Genomic DNA, 24,144 nt, shown 5'->3' with positions numbered 1-24,144 from the left:
AGCGGAAACTAAGTAGTAAGCAACTTGTGATGAAGACAGCGACAGTAGGTCTGCTTTTAAATATGCTAGCATTCCCGGCAGCGTCTGCCATGGCAGAGGCGGTAAGCACACCGGCTGCAACAGAGGCTGCGGCTCCATCGACAGCGGCAACACCTGCCAAAACGGCAGTAACCAAGATTCCAAGCGTGGAGTCACTCGGACTTAATCTGAAGTCTGCAGTATTAATAGAGCCGACCACAGGAGAGATCCTCTTATCTTTGAATGCGGACGAGCCATTGCCACCGGCAAGTATGACGAAGATGATGACAGAATATCTCGTGTCTGATGCGGTGAAGAACGGACAGATATCCTGGGATGAGAAAGTTGTTGTACAGGAGAATGCGTCGAAGCAGATCGGGTCACGTATTTTCTTAGCCGAGGGCGATGAACATACCGTCAAAGAACTCTACATAGCCATGGCCGTCGGGTCAGCCAATGATGCCACGGTAGCTTTGGCTGAACTGGTGTCGGGTTCTGAGCAGGAATTCGTAACCCTAATGAACGAAACCGCTAAGAAGATGGGGATGAAGACCGCCCACTTCATTAACTCCACAGGGCTTGACCGCGCTGATATGCCGGAGAAATTCCGTCCGGAGGCTGAAGGCGAAACGTTAATGTCCGCTATGGATGCTGCCCTGCTCGCTAAGTTTATTGTAACGGACCATCCGGATTTCACCGAGTTCACGACAATTCAGTCCTACAAGTTCCGTGAACGTGACGCGAAACCGATGATTAACTATAACTGGATGCTGGAAGCCAACAAAGATATTGCTAATTTCAAGGCCTATGCCTATCCGGGTCTCGACGGATTGAAGACTGGACATACCACCAATGCCGGCAACTGTTTCACTGGTACGGCCGTTCGTGATGGCATGCGTCTGATCAGCGTAGTCATGGGGGCCAACTCAGAAGCACACCGTTTCACGGAAACGAAGAAGGTGCTTGATTTCGGCTTCAATAACTTCGAGATTAAGCAGGTTGTAGCGCCTAAGGCAGTCATTGCCGGAACTGAAACAGTGCCTGTACTGAAAGGGAAGAACAAGGAAGTATCCGTTGTTACCGACGCTGGAGTTACGTTCATGGTACCAAAGGGTACGGTTTCTCCACAGATCAAAACTACAGTGGTGACGAACGACCCCGCAACTTTGATCGCGCCGATTGCCGGAGCCAGTAAAGTAGGTAAGGTCACTTATAGCTACCAGATCGAAGGAATGTCTCAGGTTCAGGAGAAGACGGTTAACCTGATTACTGCTGAGGAAGCAGAGAAGGCTGGCTGGTTCAAATTGCTGATGAGAGCAATCGGAGAGTTTTTTGGCGACCTGTTTACAGGAATTAAGAACTTGTTCTAACTGCAAGGCAGCCTAATGCCAGCAATACAACAAAATCCCAGTAAATAGGTTGTATATATCACCGCCTTGCGGTAAAATTACAAGTTAGATTAGGATAGATCATTCGGGAGGCTTAGACATGGAAACAGGAACATCGCGAGTTAAAAGAGGCATGGCAGAAATGCAAAAAGGTGGCGTCATTATGGACGTCATGAATGCAGAGCAGGCAAAAATTGCTGAGGCAGCGGGCGCAGTAGCCGTTATGGCTCTGGAACGTGTACCTTCCGATATCCGCGCAGCGGGTGGTGTAGCACGTATGGCCGATCCTACTATTGTAGAAGAGGTTATCAAGGTAGTGAGCATTCCTGTTATGGCTAAAGCCCGTATTGGCCATTATGTAGAAGCCAAGGTTCTTGAATCCCTCGGTGTTGACTATCTGGATGAGAGCGAAGTGCTCACGCCGGCTGATGAAGTGTTCCATATCAATAAACGTGAATTCACCGTTCCTTTTGTATGCGGAGCCAAGGACCTTGGGGAAGCCCTGCGCCGGATTAACGAAGGAGCTTCGATGATCCGTACTAAGGGTGAGCCGGGAACCGGCAATATCGTTGAAGCCGTCCGCCACATGCGCTACATAAACAGTCAAATCCGCAAAGTGACTAACCTCTCGCTTGATGAGCTTTATAATGAAGCTAAGACACTGGCTGTTCCTTATGAGCTGCTGCTGGAGGTTCACCAGCTTGGTAAGCTGCCTGTCGTTAATTTCGCGGCCGGCGGTGTAGCTACACCTGCCGATGCTGCGCTCATGATGCATCTTGGTGCTGACGGCGTGTTCGTCGGCTCGGGGATCTTCAAGTCGGACAACCCTGAGAAATTCGCGCGTGCCATTGTAGAAGCGACCACCCACTTTACAGACTACAAGCTGATTGCTGAAGTGTCGAAGAACCTTGGCGCCCCGATGAAGGGGATTGATATTGCCACTTTGACTCCGGCTGAACGTATGTCGGAACGCGGCCGTTAATAGAGAGAAGGCTTCCGGATGAGAATAGGAGTGTTGGCGCTTCAGGGCGCTGTAACAGAGCATATCGTCAGTATTGAGAAGACGGGTGCGCAGGGTCTGCCTATCAAGCGTGTAGAGCAGTTGGAAGAGGTAGAGGGTCTAATTATTCCCGGCGGCGAGAGCACGACCATCGGCAAACTGATGCGCAAATATGGCTTTATAGAAGCTATACGTGAGTTTGCGGGTCAAGGCAAGCCGATTTTTGGCACATGCGCCGGTATGATTGTCCTGGCCAAGCACATTGCCGGAGGCGAACCCGGCCATCTGGAGCTGATGGATATTACCGTTTCCCGGAATGCCTTTGGCCGCCAGCGGGAAAGCTTTGAATGTGATCTGGAGGTTAAAGGGATTGCTGAGCCGGTACGTGCGGTATTTATCCGTGCTCCGCTCATTAACGAGGTGGGTCCGGATGTCGATGTGCTTACCATCTATAAGGATGAGATTGTAACTGCACGTCAGGGCAACCTGCTGGTATCCTCTTTTCACCCGGAACTGACTGATGATTACAGGCTGCATCAATATTTTGCCGACATGGTAGAGGACAGTATCGCAGCCAATCAATAGAACTGCATATAAAACATCCTGACTCTTTCAAAGCTGTAAACAAATCAGCATTTTGAAAGAGTTTGGGCTGTTTTCAGGAGGGAAACTTTGTGTTAGATGTTAAAGTGTTGCGTAGTGATTATGCCAGAGTAGAAGAGGCCCTTACTAAAAGAGGAAAGTCGCTCGATTTGATTGCCAGCTTCCCGCAGCTTGATCTGCGCCGCCGTGAGCTGCTTCAGGAAACAGAGGGACTTAAGAACCGCCGGAACACCGTATCCGGAGATGTAGCCAAGAAGAAGAAAAATGGAGAACCGGCGGATGATTTGATTGCAGAAATGCGTACGGTGTCCGACCGGATCAAAGAGCTGGACGATGAAGTACGAGAGCTCGAAGCTAAGATTGATGAATTAACCATGAGCATTCCGAACATCCCGCATGAATCGGTGCCGGTTGGTAAGTCCGAGGAGGACAATGTTGAAGTACGCCGCTGGTCGGAGCCTAGAGAGTTCGGATTCACTCCGAAATCACACTGGGAGCTGGCGCAGCAGCTGGATATCATTGATTTTGAAGCGGCAGCCAAGGTTACGGGTTCCCGGTTCGCCTTCTACAAAGGGCTGGGAGCAAGACTGGAGCGCGCGTTAATCAACTTCATGATGGATCTGCACAGCGGAGAGCATAACTATGAAGAGATGCTGCCGCCGTACATTGTCAACAAGGACAGCCTGTATGGAACAGGACAGCTGCCGAAGTTCGAAGAGGATTTGTTCAAGCTGCGTGATACAGAATATTATCTGATCCCTACAGCAGAAGTGCCTGTAACGAACTACTACCGTGAAGAGATTCTGACGGCTGGTGATCTGCCGAAGTACCATGTAGCCTACAGCTCTTGCTTCCGTTCGGAGGCCGGATCTGCGGGGCGTGATACCCGCGGTCTGATCCGCCAGCATCAGTTCAATAAGGTGGAGCTTGTGAAGCTTGCCAGTCCGGAGACCTCCTATGAGGAGCTGGAGAAGATGACAGCCGATGCTGAACGCGTCCTACAGCTCCTGGGACTGCCTTACCGCGTCCTGCTGCTGTGTACGGCAGATATGGGCTTCACATCGGCGAAGACGTATGACCTGGAGGTGTGGCTGCCGGAGAGCGGAATGTACCGCGAAATTTCCTCCTGCTCCAACACCGAGGATTTCCAGGCCCGCCGGGCCAATATCCGCTTCCGCAAAGAGCCCAAGTCCAAGCCGGAATTCGTGCATACGCTGAATGGTTCTGCGCTGGCCGTAGGCCGTACGGTAGCGGCTATTCTGGAGAATTACCAGCAGGAAGACGGCAGTGTTCTGATTCCGGAATGCCTGCAGCCGTATATGCGTAACGTGAAATCCATAAGCGCACAAACTGCTCAATAATTATAGTTGCATATTATTTGTTGGGTGTGTTATAATTCCTAATGCATGTGAAATTTAGATGCATTGGAGAGGTACCGAAGCGGTCATAACGGGGCGGTCTTGAAAACCGTTAGGGTGCAAGCCCACATGGGTTCGAATCCCATCCTCTCCGCCATTCCTTTACACTCAAAGATTTGCAGATAGAAGCCGTTCTCCTTATGGGGGACGGTTTTTTGTTGTACTCAGAGGATTCTTTTGGATGGAACCTGTTCCAAAGAGAATAAAAAGCTCTCTTTCTCGGCAATGTATTAGAGAAGGAGGATGATCATAAAGATGGACCGACAATTACAAGTAGATCAGCAGAATCTGGTGTCTGCCTGGCAGGAGCGCCTGCCTGCACTGATGGAGGATGGGGACAGCTTCAGTGTGCAGGGGGATGCGGCGGACCAGAACAGTCTGCTTATTCATTTCAATGCATCCGGGCGTCAAGGGTATTCCCTCGATTTCCGCTGCACCTATGTGGATAGCCGCGAGGTTGCTGTGGATCTGCTCGATGCCGAGCAGGATGGGCGCGTGGCGGACGAACGTACGGATGCCGTACAGCTTTTGGCGCAGCAGTATACAAGGCAGATTCATGAATGCGCGCAGGCGCTTCAGGGCTTAACCAATCCATAGGAGGTGAACAAAGTGAGCAAACCAAAAAGCATGCCGGTACCCGGTGTACAGCAGGATAATCAGGGACCGCGCAAGGAACATCATTCATCAGGTCCTGAGCCGTTGTCCGGTTCAAAAAAGGTAAAACAGGCTAACCACGTTGACCATAATAATCCTCAGGGCTGACCCTAGCCGGAGATGAAAATGGAGAGAAATGTTTCTCATATTTGCCAAATGGTTTATCATTAGGGAGGGGAAAGAATTTTTCACATGGGAGAGGAGAACAATAATGAATAAAAAATGGGGGTTATCCGCTGCCGCATTGCTGCTCACCGCCGCAGTAATTCTGCCGGGGTGTGCAAAGAAAGAGGCTCCGAAAGAGGCATTGTCCGCTGCTGCAAATAAAGTTGCGGCGATGACATCGTATGAAATGAAGACGAAGCTTACCGTTAATGACCTGACGATCGACACAGGTACAAGCGAAGCTGATGCTACAACGGGTCAGATTCTCAGCATGCTTAAGAATGCTGAGCTTACAGTTGATGGAGTCTACCAGGCAGAGCCGATGCAGACAGAGCTTACAATGGTTCTGAATCTGAAGGGGGATATGGCGATGTCCTTCACGGTTCCGATGGTAATGACAGCAGAGAAGCTGTATGTCAAAGTGCCGTCCATTCCGTTCCTGCCGCTTCCCGAGACAATCGTAGGTAAATTTGTTGAAGTGGATCTGAAGGAACTGGCCGAGCAGGAGGGGGCTGAATTCAACCCTTCGGCTATGGACACGCAGAAAGTGCAGAAGCTGTCTAATGAAGTGATGAACACATTACTGGGTGAGTATGACGAAGAGAAGTACTTTAACGAAATCAAACCTAAGGAAGCCGGCCTGCCTGAAGGGGTTGAAGCCAAACAGGTTGTCCAGTTCCAGGTAACGAATGATAATGTCAAAGAGGCGCTCACCATCCTGGTGAACAATGCGCTGCCTAAGATCATCGATATTCTCGGCAAGGATGAATACAAGGAACTGCTGAAGATCGATGCTGCCGACTTGGCTAAAGCGAAGGAAGAGCTGCAGTCCAGTGAAGCACGTGCTGAATTCGATAAGGATCTGGCTGAGCTGAATACGCATCTCACGATTAACCAGTTCCATCTTAACACGGCGATCAATGACGATAACTTCCCGGTGTATCAGGATATGCTAATGGATATCAAAGTGAATGATCCTGAACAAGGTGAGAATGTCGCTCTATCTATGACCGCTAGCAATCAATACAGCAAGATCAATGAGAAACAAACCTTCCAGATCGGAATTCCGCAAGGCGAAGATGTGATTACCCTGGAAGAGCTGCAGCAGCAGTTCGGAGCCACAGGCACTTATTAATAAATACTGCAGCAACACAGAAATCCCGTATAAGCGAACCTCCGCTCATACGGGATTTTTGTGCTGCTTGCCGGCGGCTCCGGCAGATCAGGCTATTGCTCCTGTGGAAGAAAATCTTCAGCCAGAATGGCGTAAGTGCGGTGGTCCTGCCATTCTCCGTTGATTTTGATGAAGCGGCGGGCAAGCCCTTCAGCCTGAAATCCGTTCTTCTCCAGTACTCTGCGGGAGCCGTCATTATGAGGCAGGATGGCCGCCTGCAGCCTGTGAAGGCCGAGGGAACGGAAGGCATAGCCCAAGATCAGATGCACCGCTGCGCTGGTATACCCTTTACCCTGCATTTCATAATCAATAAAATATCCGATATCGGCAAATTGTCCGACACCCCGTACCACATTAGAAATGGTAATCTGGCCAATCAGCTCGCCGCTGAGCAGATAGATGCCGAACATATAAGCACTATCCTGCCGGGCGTCCAGGATGCGCTGGTTAATCAGCTGCCGCTGGCTCTCCAGGGTGAAGTAGTCATTGTCACGGAGGGGTTCGAACTGCTGGTGCTCCTTGCGGTTGCGGTGACGGAGGTTAAGCAGTGCTTCGGCATCCGTGAGCTTCAATAAAGAGATAAAGATTCCCTTCGGGGTATTGTACAGCTTAAAAGACATGGATCGCCCTCCTGGTCACAATAGAATGATATATCTGATCCGTTTCATTAGAGCTTGGCAGGTCTTTGCCGCAGCCGGCGGAAGAACGAAGTCAGCAGCTCTGCGCATTCTTCCTGCAGCACACCCTGGATGACCTCTGTACGGTGGTTAAAACGCGATTCCTCCAGCAGGTTCATCAGAGTCCCTGCACAGCCGGCCTTGGGATCAGGAGTACCATACACGGTGAGCGGGACTCTGGCCTGCACCATGGCTCCTGCACACATGGGACAGGGCTCCAGGGTCACGTAGAGCTGGCAGTCGAGCAGACGCCAGGAATTAAGGGCCGTACTCGCTTCACGGATGGCAACCATCTCCGCATGGGCAGTGGAATCGAGCGTGGTCTCACGCAGATTGTAGCCGCGCCCGATAATTTTACCTTCACGGACAACCACTGCCCCGATCGGCACTTCACCCAGTGCTTCTGCTTTGCGGGCTTCGCCTATTGCCTCGTTCATCCAATATTCATGAATTGCCCGCTCGTCAGGCGGCAACTCTTCAAGTCGTGTATTCAAGTTCATCTTCCCTTCTAAAATAGCCCCTTGTACAACGAACAAATATTCGTTCTTAACAAATTGTGGACAACTCTGTGGATAAAGCCCGACTTATGCACAAAATTGTACACATCGCGATTTAGCAAAATGTTTATATGTGCATAACCTGTGGATGGTTTCCTACTTATTGTAGAGAAAGTGTCTGAAGAATTCAATATGTTCCCCAGGTTATCCCTGTTTGAAATGTCTTTTCAAATGGAGAGGCAAAAGGTATGATAATTATGAATGCTCCGCTAGGATTTACCAGCGGTAAGAGGTGAACAATACGCTTGTCTATAAAAACGAAATTATCGGCTATTATTTTCGGCTCGGTACTCTTAATCCTGACGCTGAATCTTACACTTAATCTATATGCCGTCCGGAATAATCTGCGTAATGAAAGTCTGAGTAATATGAAGATAACTGCCATGCAGATCGCTGTTTCGGTTGAGCAGAGCAGTTATAGTTCCAACTATGTGCAGCATAAAATTGCCCAGAACCTGAGGATGACCTCTATTCTGGCTTCGCTTGAGCTTGATCCGGATATCAAGAATGTGGACAATAGGGAGCTGCAGGCCTTGGCCATCAAGCTGGGCGTGTCTAATATCTCGCTTCTGGTCAAGACTGATAATGATATTGTTGTAGCCAAGTCATCAGATCCCACAGAGATCGGACTCTCGACCAAAGGCATGGGATACTGGTATGTGGCTTTTTTGGAGTTGTTTGCAGGCCAGCGGGTATCCGTTGACCAGGGGCAGACGATGGATAATTTCTGGTCCGGCCCTTTCGAATATTCAACCTCAAATCCCGAGTACATTGATAAATGGGGTTACTATTATGATGGCACCAGCAACTATATCATAGATCCTTATATCCGCAGTACTGCCGTAAGCGATTACGTCAAGATTATGGGACCTGACGAAATTATTCAGGACTCCAAAGCTGTGAACCCCGGCATCCTGGAGATCACAGGCTTTAATCCCAAAACGTTCGGATCGCCCAGCATGCTGCCCGATGGCAGTGACCCGATCAATGTGAAGCTGCGCAACCGTCCTATTCATTACGGTACGTATACGTACGGCAACGTTGCACAGGATAAAGCTGCAATACGGGAAGCGATCAACGGGGGTGAGCCGGTAACGCTGGATACGGAGGTTCTGGGCAAAAGAGTGCTCAAGAGCTTCATTCCAATCAAACAGCCGGGAGCCGACGATTATGTAATTACTGTGGTTATGGATTACTCGCTGATCTCATCCGTAATTAAAGAGCAGCTGTTCAATAATATCACCACGTCCGTGCTGCTGCTTATTATCTTTTTCCTGGCCAGTTATATTATGGCCGGCTTCGTCACGCGGCCGATTCAGGATATACTGGCTAAGGTGAATGATGTGGCCAAGGGCAAATTTGAGCCTCCATTAAATGTAGAGAGCCGGGATGAACTCGGACAGCTGGCCCATCGGATCAACGCGATGACCTCCCACTTGCTGCAGCATACGGACCGGCTGGGACAGACACTGGAAGAGAATAGGGCGGTTAAAGAGCATCTCGAATCGGTGATTAACGGCACCTCCGATGCGATTCATACGGTGGATATGGATGGACGGATTATCAGCACGAACAGAGCCTTTGAAGAGCTCTATGGATGGAGTGCTGCGGAAGCGCTGGTCAAGACGCCATATCTGGTGCCGGCTACAGTACAGGAGCAGGAAGATGTCCGTTTGCGGCAACTCAAGAACGGAATGTCTCTGCCACCGGTAGAGACCGTACGTCTGAAACGTGACGGTTCTATCGTAGAAGTCAGTGTGAGCACCTCGGTGATCCGGGATGAGGAAGGGCAGCCGCAGTCTTTTGTACATGTATCCCGTGATATGACTGAGCGCAACCGGATTGAAGAGCTGCTCAGACGCTCTGAGAAGCTGACTACGGTCGGCCAGCTGGCAGCAGGAGTTGCCCATGAGATCCGCAATCCCTTGACCACCTTGAGAGGGTTCCTGCAGCTGCAGCAGGAGAAGAAGGTTCTGGTCCCGCTGCATATTGATCTTATGCTCTCGGAGCTGGACCGGATCAATCTGATTGTAAGTGAGTTCCTGATCCTGGCCAAGCCGCAGGCCGTTCATTTTCAGTTGAGGGATTTGCGGCATATTGTCGGCGATGTGATCTCTCTGCTGGATAGCCAAGCCCATCTTTTTGGCATAGAGTTTGTAACGTATTTCTCGGATATGCCGGCTATGGTGCACTGTGAGGAGAATCAGCTGAAGCAGGTATTCATTAATGTAATCAAAAATGCGATTGAGGCTATGCCTGACGGAGGGACGATTACCCTGGAGGAGCAGCAGCAGAATAATTCTGTGGTTATTATTGTTTCTGATGAAGGCGGAGGGGTTCCGGAGGATATGCTTCCTAAGCTGGGCGAGCCGTTCTTCACGAATAAAGAGTCAGGGACCGGGCTTGGACTCATGGTCAGTCAGCGTATTATACAAGCCCATAAGGGCAGTCTTGAGATCCGCAGTGAGTATGGACGGGGGGCGCAGGTGACCATTAAGCTGCCTGAAGCCGGGGAGAATAACCTTCCGTCAGGCATGTATATAGAACGGAGTGAATGACAGATATGAGAATTAATAAGTTCATCAGTGAGACAGGGTACTGTTCGCGCCGTGAAGCAGACAAGCTGGTGGAAGGGGGAAGAGTCACCATCAACGGTGAGACCGCTCTGCTGGGCAGTCAGGCAGAAGCCGGAGATACGGTGCTGATCGACGGCAAACGCCTGGAAACAGGCAGCAGGATCGTTTACATCGCACTTAATAAGCCGGTAGGCATCACTTCTACAACAGAAGGCCATATTCAGGGCAATATTGTAGATTTCATTGGACATGAAGAGCGTATTTTCCCTATCGGCCGGCTCGACAAGGATTCTGAGGGATTAATTCTGCTGACGAATGACGGGGATATTGTGAACAAAATATTGCGTGCTGAAGGCAGACATGAGAAGGAGTACGTAGTTACCGTGGACAGGCCAGTCACGCAATCTTTCCTTACAGGTATGGCCACCGGGGTGAAGATTCTGGGCAGCAGAACGCTACCTTGTGAGGTAACGCGGATCAGCGAGCGGGTATTCCGGATTATTCTTACCGAGGGCAAGAACCGGCAGATCCGCCGCATGTGCAGCGCGTTTGGCTATGAAGTGCGGCGTCTGCAGCGCATCCGGGTAATGAACATCCGGCTGGGCGCCCTGCAGACCGGGGAATGGCGTGATCTGTCACCGCAGGAGAAGCAGGAGCTTGGGGCGATGCTGAACTATGAGCTGCAATAAGGAGCAACGTATCAAGTGAGTAAATAAAGAGCTGTTCCGGAAGGCTGATGATGGCCTTTGGAACAGCTCTTTGTGCTTGATGTACTATGAATGTTCGCATTATTTACCGGGAGCGGCAACATCAGTTGTTTCTGTTGTTGCATCTTTGTATTTGCGGAGAACGGAAACTTCTACACGACGGTTCTTGGCCCGTCCGGCGGCAGTCGTATTCTCAGCGATGGGATGATATTCCCCGTATCCGATCGGACTGAACTTGACCGGGTCCAGATTGGGGTTAAGCAACAGAATTTTCATGAATTGAAGGGCGCGGGCCACACTAAGATCCCAGTTGGAGGAGTAGCTGCTATTGGAGATAGGAATATTATCCGTATGTCCCTGCACTAATATATCATAATCGGGAAACTGCTGCAGCATCGTCGAGATCGACTTGGCCAGCTGGCGGGAGTCATCTTTGACTATAGCCTGTCCCGAAGCAAATAAGGCGTTGTCGCTGATCGTAATCATTAATTGGGACTGATTCAGCTTCGTACTGAGCAGATCAGTCATTCCGTTATTCTTGATGTACTGATCGAATTGCTCCTTCAGCTTCTCCAGATCCTCCTGTTCTTTGGCACGAAGTTTGGAGATCTCGGAGGTGCCTGTATTTTTATCTATAACATTATTCAGTTTATCTTTTGAACCTTGGTCTAATTGAGTACTCGTAGGTGAATCCGAGCGGAATTCCAGTACGCCGCCACCGCCGCTAAGCGCTGAATTGAATGCTTGGGCCATTTGCTCAAACTTCTGGGCGTCCGTAGCACTCATAGCATACATAACCAGGAATAGAGCAACCAGTAGGGTCATCAGATCGGAATAGGGCAGCAGCCAGGATTCATCGGCATGCTCTTCGTGCTCCTCATGCCTAGTCTTTTTGCTCATTGGAGGCGCCCTCCTTCTCACTTAGCTTGGCCCGTTCGGACGGAGTAAGGAAGACGGAAAGCTTCTGATTGATAGCAATGGTGGAGACCCCGGACTGAATGGACAGTAAACCTTCTACCATCATCAGGCGGACTTCAATCTCGCGTTTGGAAATTCGCTTTAACTTGTTGGCCATAGGATGCCACATTACGTAACCGGTGAATATCCCCAGGAGAGTAGCAATGAAGGCTCCGGCAATCGCGTGGGCCAGGACGTCCATGTTGCTCATATCCCCCAAGGCGGCAATCAGCCCGATAACAGCCCCGAGCACCCCCAGTGTAGGGGCGTACATCCCGGCTTGGGAGAAGATTAAGGCGCCGGCTTTATGTCTATCTTCTGTAGCGTGAATATCTTCCATTAATACATCGCGGACAAATTCCTGGTCATTGCCGTCGATAATCATCCGCATACCGTTTCTTAGGAAATTATCTTCAATTTCATCAACATTGGATTCCAGCGCAAGCAGACCTTCACGGCGGGTGATCGATGCCCATTCCATGAACATTGTAATCAGTTCGGGCTTGCCGACCATCTTTTTCTTCACAAATAGGATCTTTAGCAGCTTAGGGAAATTCTTGACTTCCGACATAGGAAAGGCCATGAAGATTGAGGCGGCCGTACCAAGAAAGATAATTACATAGGCGGCGGGATTGTTCAAGCTTTCAAGCGGAGCATGCTTGAGTACCATCCCCCAGACTACTGCGATCAGACCAAAAACCAGTCCTAGTATTGTTGAAATTTCCATTTATGCACCTCGTCCATGAGAATTAAGAAGTGATCCGACTATACCGCGTTTATCATCCTTGAACCGCGGGAGGACACTCTGCACGTAACCAAATCACGTATATTCTTATTTATCGACAGCATTCCCTTTTTTGTGAAGTGATTTTTTCGGCTATAATGGATAAGGTAAGTAATTATTCATCAGCGAAGAAAACGGAGTGATTGACGTGGGAGTAAAGCATGGCAGAGATTACAGTGAAATTCTGGTTGAGCTGACAAGCGCAGTCGGACGGATTTCCGACGGGTATATTTTTTTCGAAATGGAGCCAGAGGAGTGGGAGAACCTGCCGGAGGAGTCGAAGCTGGAGGTATGGGAGGCGCTTGCGGAGGATCTGTTCTACGCACTGGGCAATGAGCCGGTGATTAAGGTCGGAAGCGGTGTTGTAATGTACGATAAAGAAACGCACCGGATCAATATTCTGCTCGGCGACGAGGATTTGGCGTCGGTCGTTCTGGTGTAGCCTGGAGGCAGCCGCGGAGCGGAGTTTGTCCCCAGGCATCTGCCCATGTTAAAATTGGGATAAGAAGTACTATTGGCCGGGATTTAAGAATACATTTAATCGAAAAAAATCTTTGGCCCGGCACATCCCTTGGACTTTAAGAAGCTGAGGGATGTTTTATTTAAAAGACAGGACTGCTGTGATGTAGCTAATTAAGCAAGGGAGGAAACAAATTGCCATTTACAGAGGAAGAACTGCGGGAGCAGATCGGCAAGCTGGAAGGCTGGAAATTGGAAGAGGATATTATGGTACGCAAATATATGTTCAATGAATATATGAAGGGAATTGCCTTTGTAGATGAGGTTGCTGCGATCTCGGAAGCGTTCGACCATCACCCGCATATCACCATTGATTACAAGACCGTTATCGTGCGTCTGCCTGCAGATGTGCAGAAGCTGGATATCCGCCAGGCCAATGAAATTAACGAGGCTTTTGAGAAAAACCGTTAGAGGACAGGATCCTTATGGAAATGACAGTACTGCCTGATCCATAAAAATGCCCGTGCAAGGATACCAGGTATCTTTTGCAGCGGGCATTTTGCTTTGGGCATGTTATTATTTCTTCTCGGCCAGCCATAAAGCGACATTCGCAATTTCCTCAGGGGCTAGTTTGTCTTTGAAAGAAGGCATCTGCCCGCGTCCCTTGGTCACAATGCTGTAAATCTGCGCCGCGTCATGCTGAGCGCCCTCCTGCTGCAGGTTCGGCCCTACACCGCCCTGAAGCTGATCCCCGTGGCAGGTGATGCAGTTGGCTTTTACCAGGGCCTCCGCGCTGGCTGCGTCCAGCACAACCTCAGGCATTGTAGGCTTGTTCTCTTCAGCCACCTCGGCTTTGCCGGGCAGGGTAAACATTAAGACCACGGCAAAGGCACAGGCGGCAAAAAACAAACCGCTCATGATCCATTTCTGCATCTGCATCCGTCCCTTCATGTAAGCTGCTTCCTTCATTATACCGGATGGTGAAGCGTTATCATAGTATTTGTGTCAAAAAAATGAACGAAACTCCTGGGAAATTTGCATACATACAGAAGTGGAATGCTATTTCTCATAGACCATACAATAAAATGGTTTATCGCCAGATGGAGTTCTTCGTTCATAAGTATCCGTTATGGTAAATCCGCATTTCTGGTAAGCACGGATGGCCCGCTGATTCCAGGTCAGTACCTCCAAATCGATCTCCCGTTCCGGATAACGCAACAGAGCCGCCTGAACGATGGCCTTCATGAAGAGATGTCCCATGCCATGACCGCACAGATCGGGCCGCATGCCGATTCCGAGCCGGACTACACCCTCCATAGGGAACAGCTGGGCGAAGCCGCATAGGATTCCCTGTCCGTTCACGATGGAAACGTATTGTTCGCTGCGCAGCTGCGGATCACCGAATTCAACACCGAGCGCCTGCATCTGCTCCCAGGGCATCCAGCCGTAAATATTATACGGGGGCCTATAGTTCCACTCACAGATCTCAGCGCCATGCCGCGACTCCATAGCAACAACATAAAAAGATACCGGAGAACTTATCATAAGCGGAGGCCACCTTTCAAGGGAACATTACTTCATTCTATAAATATTATATACAAAATGAGCAGGATACGACGCAAAAACCTTGCAGATAGACCGGAACTTGACAAACGCCAAAAAATATTTTAGGAAAGGGCCGAATTGATGTTTTACAAATATAGAGCGGGGTAAGTAATTTTATAGACAAAAAAATAAGCCCTCCTCCAAGATTTCGGCAAAAATCCTGGAAAAGCGCTTATATTTAGGACAAATTATTGCACATCGTCATTGTCTTCGGAATCAGTAGCTACAGTCTTGTAAGCATCTGTACTCATAATCCGTTTGGCGCCAACGTAGCGGTTGACGTAGTAGCTGTCACTCAGCGAACTGATGGTTACACCACGCGAGGAAGAAGCATGTGCGAACTCACCGTCACCAACATAAATACCGACATGGGAAACGCCTTTGCCGCTTGTATTGAAGAATACAAGATCGCCCGGTCTCATCTCATCACGGGATATAGCAGTGCCCATCTGATATTGGGAGCCGGATTGGTGGGGCAGGTTAATTCCGATCTTATCAAAAACATACATTGTAAATCCGGAGCAATCAAAACCGTTCGTGGATACACCGCCGGATACGTATTTGGTCCCGATGGCTTTGTCGATAACTTTATCCATTTTGGAATCCGCGAAAGCGCTTCCTGCTCCAATGGTGAAGATGATGGAAAAGCTTAGTACTGCGGCTGCTAGCTTCTTCTTCAAAAGTAAATACCCCTTCCAAATGCCTACGAGGTTAGCTTAAGGGTTCGGTTGAAGGTCCCCTATGACCCCTCTTAGAATAGGAGGTCAATTCACCCAAAGTTGGTTCCCCCGTTTCCCTAAATCTTTAGGGAACTCGGCACGACTGTTGATTAGGATTAGCTGTTATTCAATACATGACAAAACCTTTGTTAAAAGCGATTCAATAATTACAAAAATGTTACTAAAAGCTCACTGCGATAATTGTAGCAAAGACTAGGGCGCTTGGCAATCACTTATAACATATTAATGCATTTTTTTTGCGTTTTTTAGAGTTATAGCTGCATAGAAAGACTCATATTTAACGCAGCGGGTGAGCTGTTGATGAATTTTCTTTGGATTTGGGATAAAAAGGTGTTTCAGGGCCTGCAGATGAGTGTAAAAGGTAGAATAAGGAAAAGGAAAAACCCGGAAATGATTACGGCAATAATCAAAACCGGGCTCGTATAAGTTACATTTAGATGTTAGAGGTACAAATATTCGAGGAAATGTTCAAGGGTTCAATCGTAAGCGACAGCTTGGTAGGCTGTTGTGCTCATTACTCTTTTAGCGCCAACGTAGCGGTTGGCCCAGTATGCCTGACTCAGCGAACTGATGGTTACACCACGCGAAGTGGAGGATTGTGCGAATTTTCCATTGCCAACATAAATACCGACATGGGAAACTCCGTTGCCCAGGGTATTGAAGAATACCAAATCACCGGAACGCAAATTACTCTTGGATACGGCTGTTCCAACGCTGTACTGTGCCTTAGAGGTGCGCGGCAAGGTCAGGCCGATACTCTTGAATACGTATTTGGTGAATCCGGAACAATCAAAGCCGCTGGTGCTGGTGCCCCCGGTTTTATATGACGTTCCAATGGTTTTTGAGATCACAGTATCCATTTTGGAATCTGCGAAAGCGCTGCCCGCTCCGAGTGTAAATACCATCACAAGACCTAGCGCTGCTGCGGTGCATTTCTTCTTAAAGTTCTGACTTCTCAAAAGATGTACTCCTTCCAAGGCCTGCGAGGTTAGCTTAAGGATTCGGTAGAAGGTTCCCCTATGACCCCTCTAAAGCGAGATCAATTCACCCAAAATATGGTTCCCCCACTCCCCGGTGCTGGGAATTCGGCGTTTTGTGCACCAGAATAGTGACATATCGACATAAGGTTAATGGCTTCGGTTACATAGCTGCATAATTCCATTTGAAAGATTACAAATTTGTTACTAGTAGTACAGGCATCATTGTACCAAAGGATTTACAGTTTTGCAAATGCACTTGTCGCAGCTGTAAACAAAAAAGAGTCATGCACCTCACCAGAGGGGCGATGACTCTTTTAGTATGCCGTTTTGGCGGCCGATTATTGTGGGAATGATTTACTGGACCAGAGATGATACTGCGCGGCTATGCCCCACATTTTGAATAGAGTGGATGGCAGAGGGGCAGCCTGGCGCAGGAGCAGGGCCGGGAGACCCGGAAAGAAGAGCGCTGCAGCGCCGCAGAGGATCAGCATCACCAGACTTCCTGCGCCCAAAATGACAGATATCCCGATGGAGTGCAGAAGGACTTTCAGACAGATCAGCAGCGAAGTGAACATGCCCGTGCCGGCGGTATAACCGAACTGCATATACAGCAGCAGCTTGCGGATAAGGAAGAGGTAGACGAGCCAGCCCAGCACATAAGGCACGAGCGTCAGCAGCAGCGGATAATCGAGAATGCCGTTCAGAAGCAGACGGTACATCTTCGGCAACAGCCAATAGAGCGGCAGAAGGGCCAGCGCCCATTCAACGAGACTGAACAGCAGTACAGGCAGACCATAACGCTTCATCCCGGGAAAAAAGAACAGTCCGCGCTCCCCGGCACGTTCCTGGTGAAGCTCGTGCAGCAGGCCCGCCCGGATAAAGGGGGAGAGCAGCAGCCGCAACACAGTCAGTGCCAAGAGCAGCCATAGCCATTGCCGGACGTCCGGGTCCGTGTGCAACGCAGCCTGCCCCTCAATATAATACAGCAGCCTGCCTATGCTACTGCCGCCGGCATTCGCATCCGGATAGCGCAGCAGTACCGGAACGACGGCGCTTTTAATGAATTTGTACATGAAGTAGCCCCAGAACAGCCGGTAGATAAATAGCAGAATCAGGATATAAAATTGCTCTTTCATGCTGTGCCAACCGCGGGTTATCGAAATTTTCACAATCCTTCACCTCACCAGACAAGAGTTCCGAGCAGGGTTTCAAGCAGTGTCGTCGCACTGAGCGTCCAGCGGGAAAGAGTATTGTGCTCAAGCTCCGCCATTCTGAAATTATTGAGATGCTTGCTCTCCAGCAGTATGGAATGTCCCGGATCAATCTCGGCGGAGACCAGAGGTGCTTTATACGATAATTCAAACGATGTTGTCTTCCCTTCGCCGTTCCAGTATTGCTGAACCGAGTACCCGTCCGAGAAAATAAATTTTACAGGGACATCCCCATAATGGCTGCCCTTGTTACTTACCTCAACTACAGCATCATATTGAATGCCTGCTCCGTTGCCGCCGTCCCGTTTAGCTGTGAGCCTGATGTCGTCTACTGCAAAATCAGGGGCTCCGCCGCTGTAGACGTACTGGTCAAAATAAGTCTGCCAGGATTGCTTGGTCACTTTCTCCACAATCTTCTGGAAGTCAGCGGTCGAGGGATGCTTGAAGCGGTATTTACGGGCATAGGCAGCGAGAATGGCATCCATGTTCTTGGCTCCTGCTAACCGTTCGATGTCACGGAGCACCAGCTTGCCCCGGATATAGACATTGCGTGTGTAGGCATCATCTCCGGTGTATTTCCACGTCTCCAGATTGAGCGGCTGCGAGGAGGAGACCAGACTGGACTGCAGCGGGAGGCTTGAGGCAACGCCATATTCCTGCTCCATCAGCCGGTCTTCGGCATATGAGGTGAAGCTCTCGTCCAGCCACGCCTCCTCGAATTCATTGCTGGCGACCATGCCATAGAAATACTGGTGACCGATCTCATGGATCACGGTCCGTTCAAGCGAAGTGCCGGGCGATGCCTCGGCAGCACCGAAGGCAGTGATCAGCGTCGGATATTCCATCCCCCCGGCCCCATTGCCAGATTCAGGCGGGACTACAATGGATAAGGTGGAGTAAGGATACGGGCCATACCATTTGCTGAAGGCGGTCAGGGCAGCCTCTGCGGCCTGGAAGTAGCGCTCCTGAAGATCCTTATGCAGCGGGTCCAGATAGAGCTTGATCTTTACTCCGGGCACCTGCGGCGCGGAGAAGGCCTTCTCGGCAACCACAAAATCCGGCGATGCCGCCCAGGCGAAGTCATGAACATCATCTGCGTAGAACTGATAGATTTTGCGGTCCTGTACCAGCCGCGCGTTCTTCACCGGAAATCCGGTGGCGGCAACCTTGTAATCGGACGGGACGGAGATGGTTACATTGTAAATACCGAAGTCACTGTAGAACTCAGATGTGCCATGGTACTGATGCAGATTCCAGCCTTCCTCCTGTACTCCCCTTGTGCCAGCGGGCTCGTAGACGCTGAGCTTGGGAAACCACTGGCCGGCCATGACGAAGTTGCCGGCGGTTCCCATACGGGCGAATATTTTCGGCAGCTTGACCTCAAACTGGAGTTTGAGTGTTACGCTCTCACCACCGTTTACCGGCTGGGGCAGGTGGACCTTAAGCAGGGTCTTGTCATTCACATTGCCGTCGTCAGGCTGCACATACTGGGTGCGCTGCATTAGCGAAATCCCCTCGGAGGTCCGCAGATCCGTCAGCGTCAGGCTGCCGTATCCGCCCGCAGGCATGGAGTCGCCCCGGAGCGTTCCTCCGGATTCCTTCATAAAGGTTGTATTGCCGGAAGCGAATGCATTGGGGTAAAGGTGAAAATAGAGCTCTTGGACCGGTTTTTTGCCCGGATGGATCCAGGTCACCGTTTCGGAAGCTGCTAAGGTTCCCGTATCGGCCAGCAGTTGAACATCCATGTGGTATTCCACCACACGCTGGCTTAAAACCTCCGACACCGGAGGCGGAGTAATCTCCGGAAGAGTGGACTGCACAATTTGCTGCTGCGGCAGGACGGCGGGGGACTTGGCCTCTTTTGGGGCAGAGGCAGTCCATACGGCAGGGCTGTGCCCTGAAAGAAACCATATTCCGCCTCCAAGCAAGGTGAGAACAGCCAGAGCTGCGAAGATGAGGGTATACCTTAATGAATGTGGCTTCATACTGTGATTCCTCCCGTGACAAGCATCTACGGGATGTATATGTTTGCAATCGGCGCATTATTAGCTAAAATTAAATAATTAGTGAATGGAAAGGATGTGCACTTGTGGATAACGTACAACCAGAGGGCAAAAAGCAGATTGCCTTGAATATTGTGAATGCCAAGAGTAAGCATAAAGGCTTCGGGGCAGGCTCCATTGATCTGGGTAATGTATCGCCTGTTATTATTGATCAAGGTATCGCCGTTATCGATATCGGTGCCATGCATGCCAAGAGCAAAGTGGAGAAGGGGATTAAGTTCTCCGTGAACCGTGAGGATGTACCGGAAGGAAGACAGGTCTGGGTGGTCTGGGTTGCTGTGGACCGTACACCGGAGGGCCAGTTCTACGGCGGAATTACCGCCTGTGAGATGTGGATTGATTCCGAAGCCCGCCGGGGCTGGAAGATTCTTGCCGATCATGTCAATAAGCTGGATGCAGCCCTGAAACGGAAGATTATTGTGGAGGGACTTGGGTCTACGGAGCGGAATGCGCTGAAATCATTGCTGATCGCACATAATGAAGAGTGGTGGGCCGCTTCGCCTGACGAGCTGAAAGCGGCATTGTCGGAGTAGTAAGCTGAACGAACATGCATATCAAAAAACAAGGCTTGGCTCTCTGTTAGCAGAGGGCCAAGCCTTATGTATAAGATGATGGGATATGCGCTGCTACGGAGTCACTCTGCCGGCAGTATTTAGCTTGCGCTTCAACTGGCTTACTCTGGCCTGGCTGATTCCGAGCACCTCGGCAAGCTCCTTCTGGTTGGCATAGGGGTGGTCCTCCATCGCTTTCTCCAGACGCTGTCTCATTTCCTCCGTCTTCGTTCTCCGTCCACTGCGGACAGGTTCGGCGTTCTCCTCTGCAGGGCCTGGAGAGATTGTGATCTCTTCAGATCCGCGCCCGGGGTCGCTCAGCTCTTTGAGGCAGGTATTGCAAATGAATTGATCTTTATAGTAGGTTACATGATCAAGGCTTCTGCAAAATGTGCATTCTGTGGAGGTGTACTTTCTGAGGACGATAATTTCCTCATTCAGAATAAAAAACTCGATGGGATCCCCAATGTCAATATTTCGTGTCATGCGGATTTCTACGGGAACCACAATTCTACCAAGACTGTCTAAACTCCGGATCATGCCTGTATCTTTCATCCCATGTCCCTCATTTACATCTTTATATTTTTTGTGGATATCTCTGATTATAGCAGTAATTGTAAGTTTAGAGAACGGGGAAAGCGCATACAAATTATGTTGTTTCTTGTCGCTTATACGGGAAATAGCCCGTTTTACGGCGCAGGAGAGGGTACGGGGCCGAAAAAATATAAAACCTCTCCCTTCGGGTAATCCCAAGGGAGAGGTTTATTAGGGTTCTCTATTTTTTACCCAAATTAGCACAGCCGAAACAGCGGAATGAAACTATCTTCAGGTGAGGATAACCGGCTGCGCATCCGTGCTGCTGACCGAGACATAGGGATTGCCCCGGAGATAGAAACGCCAAGGCTTCAGCGCGTATTCTTCTGCATAGGGAATATTGATGCGCGGAGCCTGGACAATATCCAGAGATTCCGGGGCTTCACCTTGCTCCAGCCATATTGGCCCCCCGCGGAGATCAAGCCTGGCCATGTTGAGGCTTTTGTCTATCCTCAGTGCCCGGCACAGCTTGCCCGGGCCGCCGGACAGATCCGAAGGCTTCCGGACAGCAATTCCCCGGTATGCAGCCATAAGCTCCGCGTCCCTGGCGGTAAGCGGCTCCACTGCACGGATCAGGACCGCATGCGGTTCGTCTTCAGCAGCGGTAACCACATTGAAGCAATAGTGCATCCCGTAGATCAGGTATACATACGTAGCGCCTCCGGCACTGAACATTACTCCTGTACGGGTTGTCCGCCGCCCTCCGTAGGCATGACTCCCTTTGTCTTCAGCGCCGCCGTAGCCTTCAGTCTCAACAATACGGCAGCGGATATCACCGTCTTCGGTGCGCCGGACGAGATGCTGGCCCAGGAGGCGCGGAGCTGCCTCTACTGCCGCAAGCGCATAGAGTTCAGGCGGAAGCAGCCGCTGCGGGGCGCAATGGTCCGGTTCGCCTGAAGAATTCAGCTTCATGAATGGTTGACACCTTCCTGCGGCGGACTAACGCTTAAGAGAGCGCCTTGCCGGGCTCATCCCATCGTAACGCAAGTCTCCGGCGGCAGCAATGCCGGATCAGTTCATCCACCAGCGTTTGATGTCATTCCATAGCGAATGGTCCTCCTTGACAGGCTCGGCAATCTCAGGGTTGCTCCCATCCGGGGGAGCATCGGTGCCGGAGGCGGCATGCTGGTCGCAGTACTCAGTAGGCTCAGTGCCGCTGATGAAGGTCGTAAGCTCCTTCTCCGGACAGGCTGCTGTAGCCAGCTTGCCGGACTGTGGATTGATATATACGCTGACCACGCCATCGGGAATCGGGAAAATCTTCGGCGGTACATTCCCCAGCGCTTTTTCCGTAAACTGCGCAAAGATAGGCGCTGCACGTCTTCCATCAGCGGTGGCAATATCCCGGCCCTTGTCGTAACCTACCCAGACCGCAGTAGAAAGCTCAGGAGTGAAGCCCACCATCCAGCCGTCTGTGTCGGTAGTGCCTGTTTTGCCGGCGACCGGGCGTTTGATCATCGAGGCTACGCGGTTACCCGTTCCTCCGCTCTCAAATACGCCTTCCATCAGCCGGGTCAGCACATAAGCGGCGGCCGGTTCTACCACAGACTGCCCTTGAGGCTGCGGAGCTTCATATAGAAGGTGTCCGCCCGCATCTGTAATTTTCAGAATTGCGGTAACAGGCTGCTTAACTCCGCCATTGCCGATAACTGCGAAGGCGGAAGCCATCTCCAGCGGACTGACAGGGGAAGTGCCGAGCGCCAGAGACGGGACACTTTGCAGCGGACTGTTGATTCCCATAGCAGCAGCCATAGCGGCCACCTTGTCCGCGCCAATCTTCATAATTGTATTTACGGCATAAATATTGTCGGAAGCGGCAATCGCCTGCTTCATGTTGATCTCACCGAGATACTTATCGCCGAAGTTGCGGGGCTGATAGGTTTTGCGGTTGTTGTCATAGTGGAACAGTGTCGGCTGGCTGTTGAAGACAGACAACCCTGTCATCTCCTTGGAAGACAGCGCGGATAAATACATAATCGGTTTAAAAGAAGAACCGGGCTGGCGTGTGGTAGCCAGGGCATGATTATACGCGCTCGAACGGTAATTGGTCCCTCCAACCATGGCCTTCACATAGCCGGTACGGGGGTCAATGGACACCAGGGCAGTTTCCAGCTCGCTACTATGGTCCATTCCCTGATCCACGGCCTCTTCCGCAGCCCGCTGCATATCCGGATCAAGTGTCGTGTAGACATTCAGCCCGCCCTGATCCAGTTCGTCACTGCTGATATGAAGACTGTCTATAACGAGGCTGCGCACGTAATCGCGGAAATAAGGAGCGGCTACAGTGGTATCCTTCTGCCCCTGCGGCTTGAAGGTCAGCTTCTCCCTGGCGGCGGCCTCCGCCTGCGATTCCGTGATATCCCCTACATCGACCATGGCTGCCAGAATGATACCCTGCCGCTTAACAGCACTATCCAGGTGCGTGTAGGGCGAGTAATAGGTGGGGCCTTTGGGAACTCCGGCCAGCAGTGCGCTCTCCGCCAGATCCAGGTCAGCGGCTGGTTTGCCGAAGTACATTTGGGCAGCGGCTTCAATACCATAGGCGCCGTGACCATAATAGATTTCATTTAGATACATGTTCAGAATCTCGTCTTTGCTGTATTTCATCTCCAGCTGAAGGGTGTAGAGAGCCTCCTTGCTCTTGCGGGTCCAAGTTTTCTCATGGGTCAGGTACAAATTACGCGCAAGCTGCTGGGTTAGTGTACTGGCCCCTTGCGTACGCCCTCCTGCCTGCAGGTTGGCGAGCACCGCTCTGCCCATTCCTTTGAGGTCAAAGCCGGCATGACTATAGAACTTACGGTCCTCTACAGCCAGAGTGGCCTTGATGAGCAGCGGGGAGATTTGTTTAAGTTCCACAGGATCACGGCTGCGCCCGTCAGTAGTGAAGGTGGTCAGTACATTGCCCATGGAGTCAAGCAGTCTGGAGCGGATATCATCCCCTAGAGGAGGGAGCGGTTTCTGATATAGGAACCCAAGCAGGACTCCGGCGCCCGCCAGGAACAGCAGGGCAGAGAAGAGCATCAGCCGGAAGAGCCGGCGGAGGCGGCGTTTCGGGACTTTGGGTGCAGTAGAATCGCGCGGCATAACATCAGGCTCCTTCTATTTCATGCAGAAACGGCCCGGTTGCCCTTGATAGGTAAGGCGAAGGCGTCTCTGCTGGTATTCTCCATTATGGGGAAGGAATAGAAGAGATATTCATGCGGCGGTACGCAGCATCTCCATCCTGTGTGATTTTGTGGTCTGTTATGGTAAAATTTTAGTTA

The 24,144-nt window shown here is 50.7% G+C and carries 25 protein-coding genes, 1 tRNA gene and 2 riboswitches; of the genes, 13 read left to right on the top strand and 13 right to left on the bottom strand.

The features are described 5' to 3' along the window. Positions 1-29 precede the first annotated feature (29 nt). The 8 genes from MKX70_RS05370 (at position 30) to MKX70_RS05335 (ending at position 6,381) form a co-directional block, all read left to right on the top strand. Positions 30-1,388, top strand: a complete 1,359-nt coding sequence (locus tag MKX70_RS05370) for a D-alanyl-D-alanine carboxypeptidase family protein (RefSeq protein WP_042241254.1) — start codon at positions 30-32, stop codon at positions 1,386-1,388. 118 nt (positions 1,389-1,506) lie between these two features. Further along, on the top strand, positions 1,507-2,388 hold the full coding sequence (gene pdxS, locus MKX70_RS05365) for a pyridoxal 5'-phosphate synthase lyase subunit PdxS (RefSeq protein ID WP_042231469.1): 882 nt from the start codon (positions 1,507-1,509) through the stop codon (positions 2,386-2,388). An 18-nt stretch (positions 2,389-2,406) separates the two neighbouring features. Beyond that, the gene (pdxT, locus tag MKX70_RS05360) at positions 2,407-2,991 is read left to right on the top strand and encodes a pyridoxal 5'-phosphate synthase glutaminase subunit PdxT (RefSeq protein WP_042231471.1); all 585 of its coding nucleotides are present in this window, start codon (positions 2,407-2,409) and stop codon (positions 2,989-2,991) included. Between the two features lie 89 nt (positions 2,992-3,080). Next, positions 3,081-4,370, top strand: coding sequence for a serine--tRNA ligase (gene serS / locus MKX70_RS05355; protein WP_042231473.1), 1,290 nt, complete (start codon positions 3,081-3,083; stop codon positions 4,368-4,370). Positions 4,371-4,435: 65 nt separating this feature from the next. Then, positions 4,436-4,524: transfer RNA gene (locus MKX70_RS05350), tRNA-Ser, on the top strand. A gap of 158 nt (positions 4,525-4,682) precedes the next feature. Further along, a complete protein-coding gene (locus MKX70_RS05345; RefSeq protein ID WP_042231474.1) occupies positions 4,683-5,024 on the top strand; it encodes a hypothetical protein in 342 nt (113 codons plus the stop codon). Between the two features lie 12 nt (positions 5,025-5,036). Continuing rightward, complete coding sequence (locus tag MKX70_RS05340; RefSeq protein ID WP_042132708.1) at positions 5,037-5,189, top strand: small acid-soluble spore protein P; 153 nt, start codon at positions 5,037-5,039, stop codon at positions 5,187-5,189. 103 nt (positions 5,190-5,292) lie between these two features. Further along, positions 5,293-6,381, top strand: coding sequence for a DUF6612 family protein (locus MKX70_RS05335; protein WP_042132709.1), 1,089 nt, complete (start codon positions 5,293-5,295; stop codon positions 6,379-6,381). A 92-nt stretch (positions 6,382-6,473) separates the two neighbouring features. On the opposite strand, the gene MKX70_RS05330 is transcribed toward MKX70_RS05335, so the two are convergent. Together MKX70_RS05330 and tadA are read right to left on the bottom strand one after the other, a co-directional pair. Further along, positions 6,474-7,040 (bottom strand): GNAT family N-acetyltransferase, encoded by a 567-nt coding sequence (locus tag MKX70_RS05330; RefSeq protein WP_340781415.1) that lies wholly within the window; start codon positions 7,038-7,040, stop codon positions 6,474-6,476. 47 nt (positions 7,041-7,087) lie between these two features. After that, positions 7,088-7,591, bottom strand: coding sequence for a tRNA adenosine(34) deaminase TadA (gene tadA, locus MKX70_RS05325; protein ID WP_268794628.1), 504 nt, complete (start codon positions 7,589-7,591; stop codon positions 7,088-7,090). Between the two features lie 308 nt (positions 7,592-7,899). Here tadA and MKX70_RS05320 point away from each other — a divergent pair, with 308 nt between their 5' ends. Together MKX70_RS05320 and rluF are read left to right on the top strand one after the other, a co-directional pair. Continuing rightward, positions 7,900-10,212, top strand: coding sequence for an ATP-binding protein (locus tag MKX70_RS05320; protein WP_042231479.1), 2,313 nt, complete (start codon positions 7,900-7,902; stop codon positions 10,210-10,212). Positions 10,213-10,217: 5 nt separating this feature from the next. Continuing rightward, positions 10,218-10,919, top strand: a complete 702-nt coding sequence (gene rluF, locus MKX70_RS05315) for a 23S rRNA pseudouridine(2604) synthase RluF (RefSeq protein WP_042132713.1) — start codon at positions 10,218-10,220, stop codon at positions 10,917-10,919. A 99-nt stretch (positions 10,920-11,018) separates the two neighbouring features. On the opposite strand, the gene motB is transcribed toward rluF, so the two are convergent. Both motB and motA read right to left on the bottom strand, forming a co-directional pair. Continuing rightward, a complete protein-coding gene (gene motB, locus MKX70_RS05310; RefSeq protein WP_042231482.1) occupies positions 11,019-11,837 on the bottom strand; it encodes a flagellar motor protein MotB in 819 nt (272 codons plus the stop codon). Next, the gene (gene motA, locus MKX70_RS05305; RefSeq protein WP_039303855.1) at positions 11,821-12,621 is read right to left on the bottom strand and encodes a flagellar motor stator protein MotA; all 801 of its coding nucleotides are present in this window, start codon (positions 12,619-12,621) and stop codon (positions 11,821-11,823) included. Before motA ends, motB begins: the two co-directional genes overlap by 17 nt. Positions 12,622-12,826: 205 nt before the next feature. Here motA and MKX70_RS05300 point away from each other — a divergent pair, with 205 nt between their 5' ends. Together MKX70_RS05300 and MKX70_RS05295 are read left to right on the top strand one after the other, a co-directional pair. After that, positions 12,827-13,120 (top strand): hypothetical protein, encoded by a 294-nt coding sequence (locus tag MKX70_RS05300; protein WP_042231484.1) that lies wholly within the window; start codon positions 12,827-12,829, stop codon positions 13,118-13,120. Between the two features lie 212 nt (positions 13,121-13,332). Beyond that, on the top strand, positions 13,333-13,608 hold the full coding sequence (locus MKX70_RS05295) for a 4a-hydroxytetrahydrobiopterin dehydratase (protein WP_042231486.1): 276 nt from the start codon (positions 13,333-13,335) through the stop codon (positions 13,606-13,608). A gap of 105 nt (positions 13,609-13,713) precedes the next feature. Here MKX70_RS05295 and MKX70_RS05290 read toward each other — a convergent pair whose 3' ends face one another. From MKX70_RS05290 to MKX70_RS05265, 6 genes are all read right to left on the bottom strand, one after another. Beyond that, positions 13,714-14,070, bottom strand: a complete 357-nt coding sequence (locus tag MKX70_RS05290; protein ID WP_042241255.1) for a c-type cytochrome — start codon at positions 14,068-14,070, stop codon at positions 13,714-13,716. 126 nt (positions 14,071-14,196) lie between these two features. Beyond that, complete coding sequence (locus MKX70_RS05285; RefSeq protein WP_042231489.1) at positions 14,197-14,682, bottom strand: GNAT family N-acetyltransferase; 486 nt, start codon at positions 14,680-14,682, stop codon at positions 14,197-14,199. 248 nt (positions 14,683-14,930) lie between these two features. Further along, positions 14,931-15,422 carry a C40 family peptidase gene (locus tag MKX70_RS05280; protein WP_042231491.1) on the bottom strand — a complete coding sequence of 164 codons (492 nt, stop codon included), beginning with the start codon at positions 15,420-15,422 and terminating at the stop codon, positions 14,931-14,933. A 5-nt stretch (positions 15,423-15,427) separates the two neighbouring features. Continuing rightward, positions 15,428-15,571, bottom strand: a riboswitch (cyclic di-AMP (ydaO/yuaA leader). Between the two features lie 387 nt (positions 15,572-15,958). Continuing rightward, positions 15,959-16,387 (bottom strand): C40 family peptidase, encoded by a 429-nt coding sequence (locus MKX70_RS05275; RefSeq protein ID WP_042140612.1) that lies wholly within the window; start codon positions 16,385-16,387, stop codon positions 15,959-15,961. Between the two features lie 57 nt (positions 16,388-16,444). Next, positions 16,445-16,583, bottom strand: a riboswitch (cyclic di-AMP (ydaO/yuaA leader). Positions 16,584-16,800: 217 nt separating this feature from the next. Next, entirely contained in the window at positions 16,801-17,598 is a 798-nt protein-coding gene (locus tag MKX70_RS05270) for a hypothetical protein (RefSeq protein ID WP_340839646.1), read from the bottom strand. Between the two features lie 44 nt (positions 17,599-17,642). Then, positions 17,643-19,658 (bottom strand): M1 family metallopeptidase, encoded by a 2,016-nt coding sequence (locus MKX70_RS05265; protein ID WP_042132719.1) that lies wholly within the window; start codon positions 19,656-19,658, stop codon positions 17,643-17,645. 104 nt (positions 19,659-19,762) lie between these two features. On the opposite strand from MKX70_RS05265, the gene MKX70_RS05260 reads away from it, so the two are divergent. Next, positions 19,763-20,269, top strand: a complete 507-nt coding sequence (locus MKX70_RS05260; RefSeq protein WP_042132720.1) for a YwhD family protein — start codon at positions 19,763-19,765, stop codon at positions 20,267-20,269. Positions 20,270-20,362: 93 nt separating this feature from the next. Here the strand turns inward: MKX70_RS05260 and MKX70_RS05255 are convergent, their stop codons facing one another. The 3 genes from MKX70_RS05255 to MKX70_RS05245 form a co-directional block, all read right to left on the bottom strand. Then, a complete protein-coding gene (locus MKX70_RS05255) occupies positions 20,363-20,842 on the bottom strand; it encodes an AbrB/MazE/SpoVT family DNA-binding domain-containing protein (protein ID WP_340839645.1) in 480 nt (159 codons plus the stop codon). 270 nt (positions 20,843-21,112) lie between these two features. After that, a complete protein-coding gene (locus tag MKX70_RS05250; RefSeq protein WP_076248769.1) occupies positions 21,113-21,793 on the bottom strand; it encodes a DNA-3-methyladenine glycosylase in 681 nt (226 codons plus the stop codon). Positions 21,794-21,892: 99 nt separating this feature from the next. Beyond that, positions 21,893-23,965: a transglycosylase domain-containing protein gene (locus MKX70_RS05245; protein WP_340839644.1), complete on the bottom strand. Its 2,073-nt coding sequence runs from the start codon at positions 23,963-23,965 to the stop codon at positions 21,893-21,895. Between the last annotated feature and the right edge of the window lie 179 nt (positions 23,966-24,144).

This window comes from Paenibacillus sp. FSL R7-0312, from assembly GCF_038004445.1.
GTDB lineage: Bacteria > Bacillota > Bacilli > Paenibacillales > Paenibacillaceae > Paenibacillus_AQ.
This window is presented reverse-complemented; position numbering and strand designations above follow the sequence as displayed.

Bases quoted from the DNA above. Each gene is read 5' to 3' on its own strand.
- MKX70_RS05245 (WP_340839644.1), bottom strand. From the start codon at position 23,965: ATGCCGCGCGATTCTACTGCACCCAAAGTCCCGAAACGCCGCCTCCGC.
- rluF (WP_042132713.1), top strand. From the start codon at position 10,218: ATGAGAATTAATAAGTTCATCAGTGAGACAGGGTACTGTTCGCGCCGT.
- motA (WP_039303855.1), bottom strand. From the start codon at position 12,621: ATGGAAATTTCAACAATACTAGGACTGGTTTTTGGTCTGATCGCAGTA.
- MKX70_RS05370 (WP_042241254.1), top strand. From the start codon at position 30: ATGAAGACAGCGACAGTAGGTCTGCTTTTAAATATGCTAGCATTCCCG.
- MKX70_RS05290 (WP_042241255.1), bottom strand. From the start codon at position 14,070: ATGCAGAAATGGATCATGAGCGGTTTGTTTTTTGCCGCCTGTGCCTTT.
- MKX70_RS05270 (WP_340839646.1), bottom strand. From the start codon at position 17,598: ATGAAAGAGCAATTTTATATCCTGATTCTGCTATTTATCTACCGGCTG.
- pdxS (WP_042231469.1), top strand. From the start codon at position 1,507: ATGGAAACAGGAACATCGCGAGTTAAAAGAGGCATGGCAGAAATGCAA.
- MKX70_RS05285 (WP_042231489.1), bottom strand. From the start codon at position 14,682: ATGATAAGTTCTCCGGTATCTTTTTATGTTGTTGCTATGGAGTCGCGG.
- MKX70_RS05335 (WP_042132709.1), top strand. From the start codon at position 5,293: ATGAATAAAAAATGGGGGTTATCCGCTGCCGCATTGCTGCTCACCGCC.
- MKX70_RS05255 (WP_340839645.1), bottom strand. From the start codon at position 20,842: ATGAAAGATACAGGCATGATCCGGAGTTTAGACAGTCTTGGTAGAATT.
- motB (WP_042231482.1), bottom strand. From the start codon at position 11,837: ATGAGCAAAAAGACTAGGCATGAGGAGCACGAAGAGCATGCCGATGAA.
- MKX70_RS05330 (WP_340781415.1), bottom strand. From the start codon at position 7,040: ATGTCTTTTAAGCTGTACAATACCCCGAAGGGAATCTTTATCTCTTTA.
- pdxT (WP_042231471.1), top strand. From the start codon at position 2,407: ATGAGAATAGGAGTGTTGGCGCTTCAGGGCGCTGTAACAGAGCATATC.
- MKX70_RS05275 (WP_042140612.1), bottom strand. From the start codon at position 16,387: ATGGTATTTACACTCGGAGCGGGCAGCGCTTTCGCAGATTCCAAAATG.
- MKX70_RS05265 (WP_042132719.1), bottom strand. From the start codon at position 19,658: ATGAAGCCACATTCATTAAGGTATACCCTCATCTTCGCAGCTCTGGCT.
- MKX70_RS05345 (WP_042231474.1), top strand. From the start codon at position 4,683: ATGGACCGACAATTACAAGTAGATCAGCAGAATCTGGTGTCTGCCTGG.
- MKX70_RS05250 (WP_076248769.1), bottom strand. From the start codon at position 21,793: ATGAAGCTGAATTCTTCAGGCGAACCGGACCATTGCGCCCCGCAGCGG.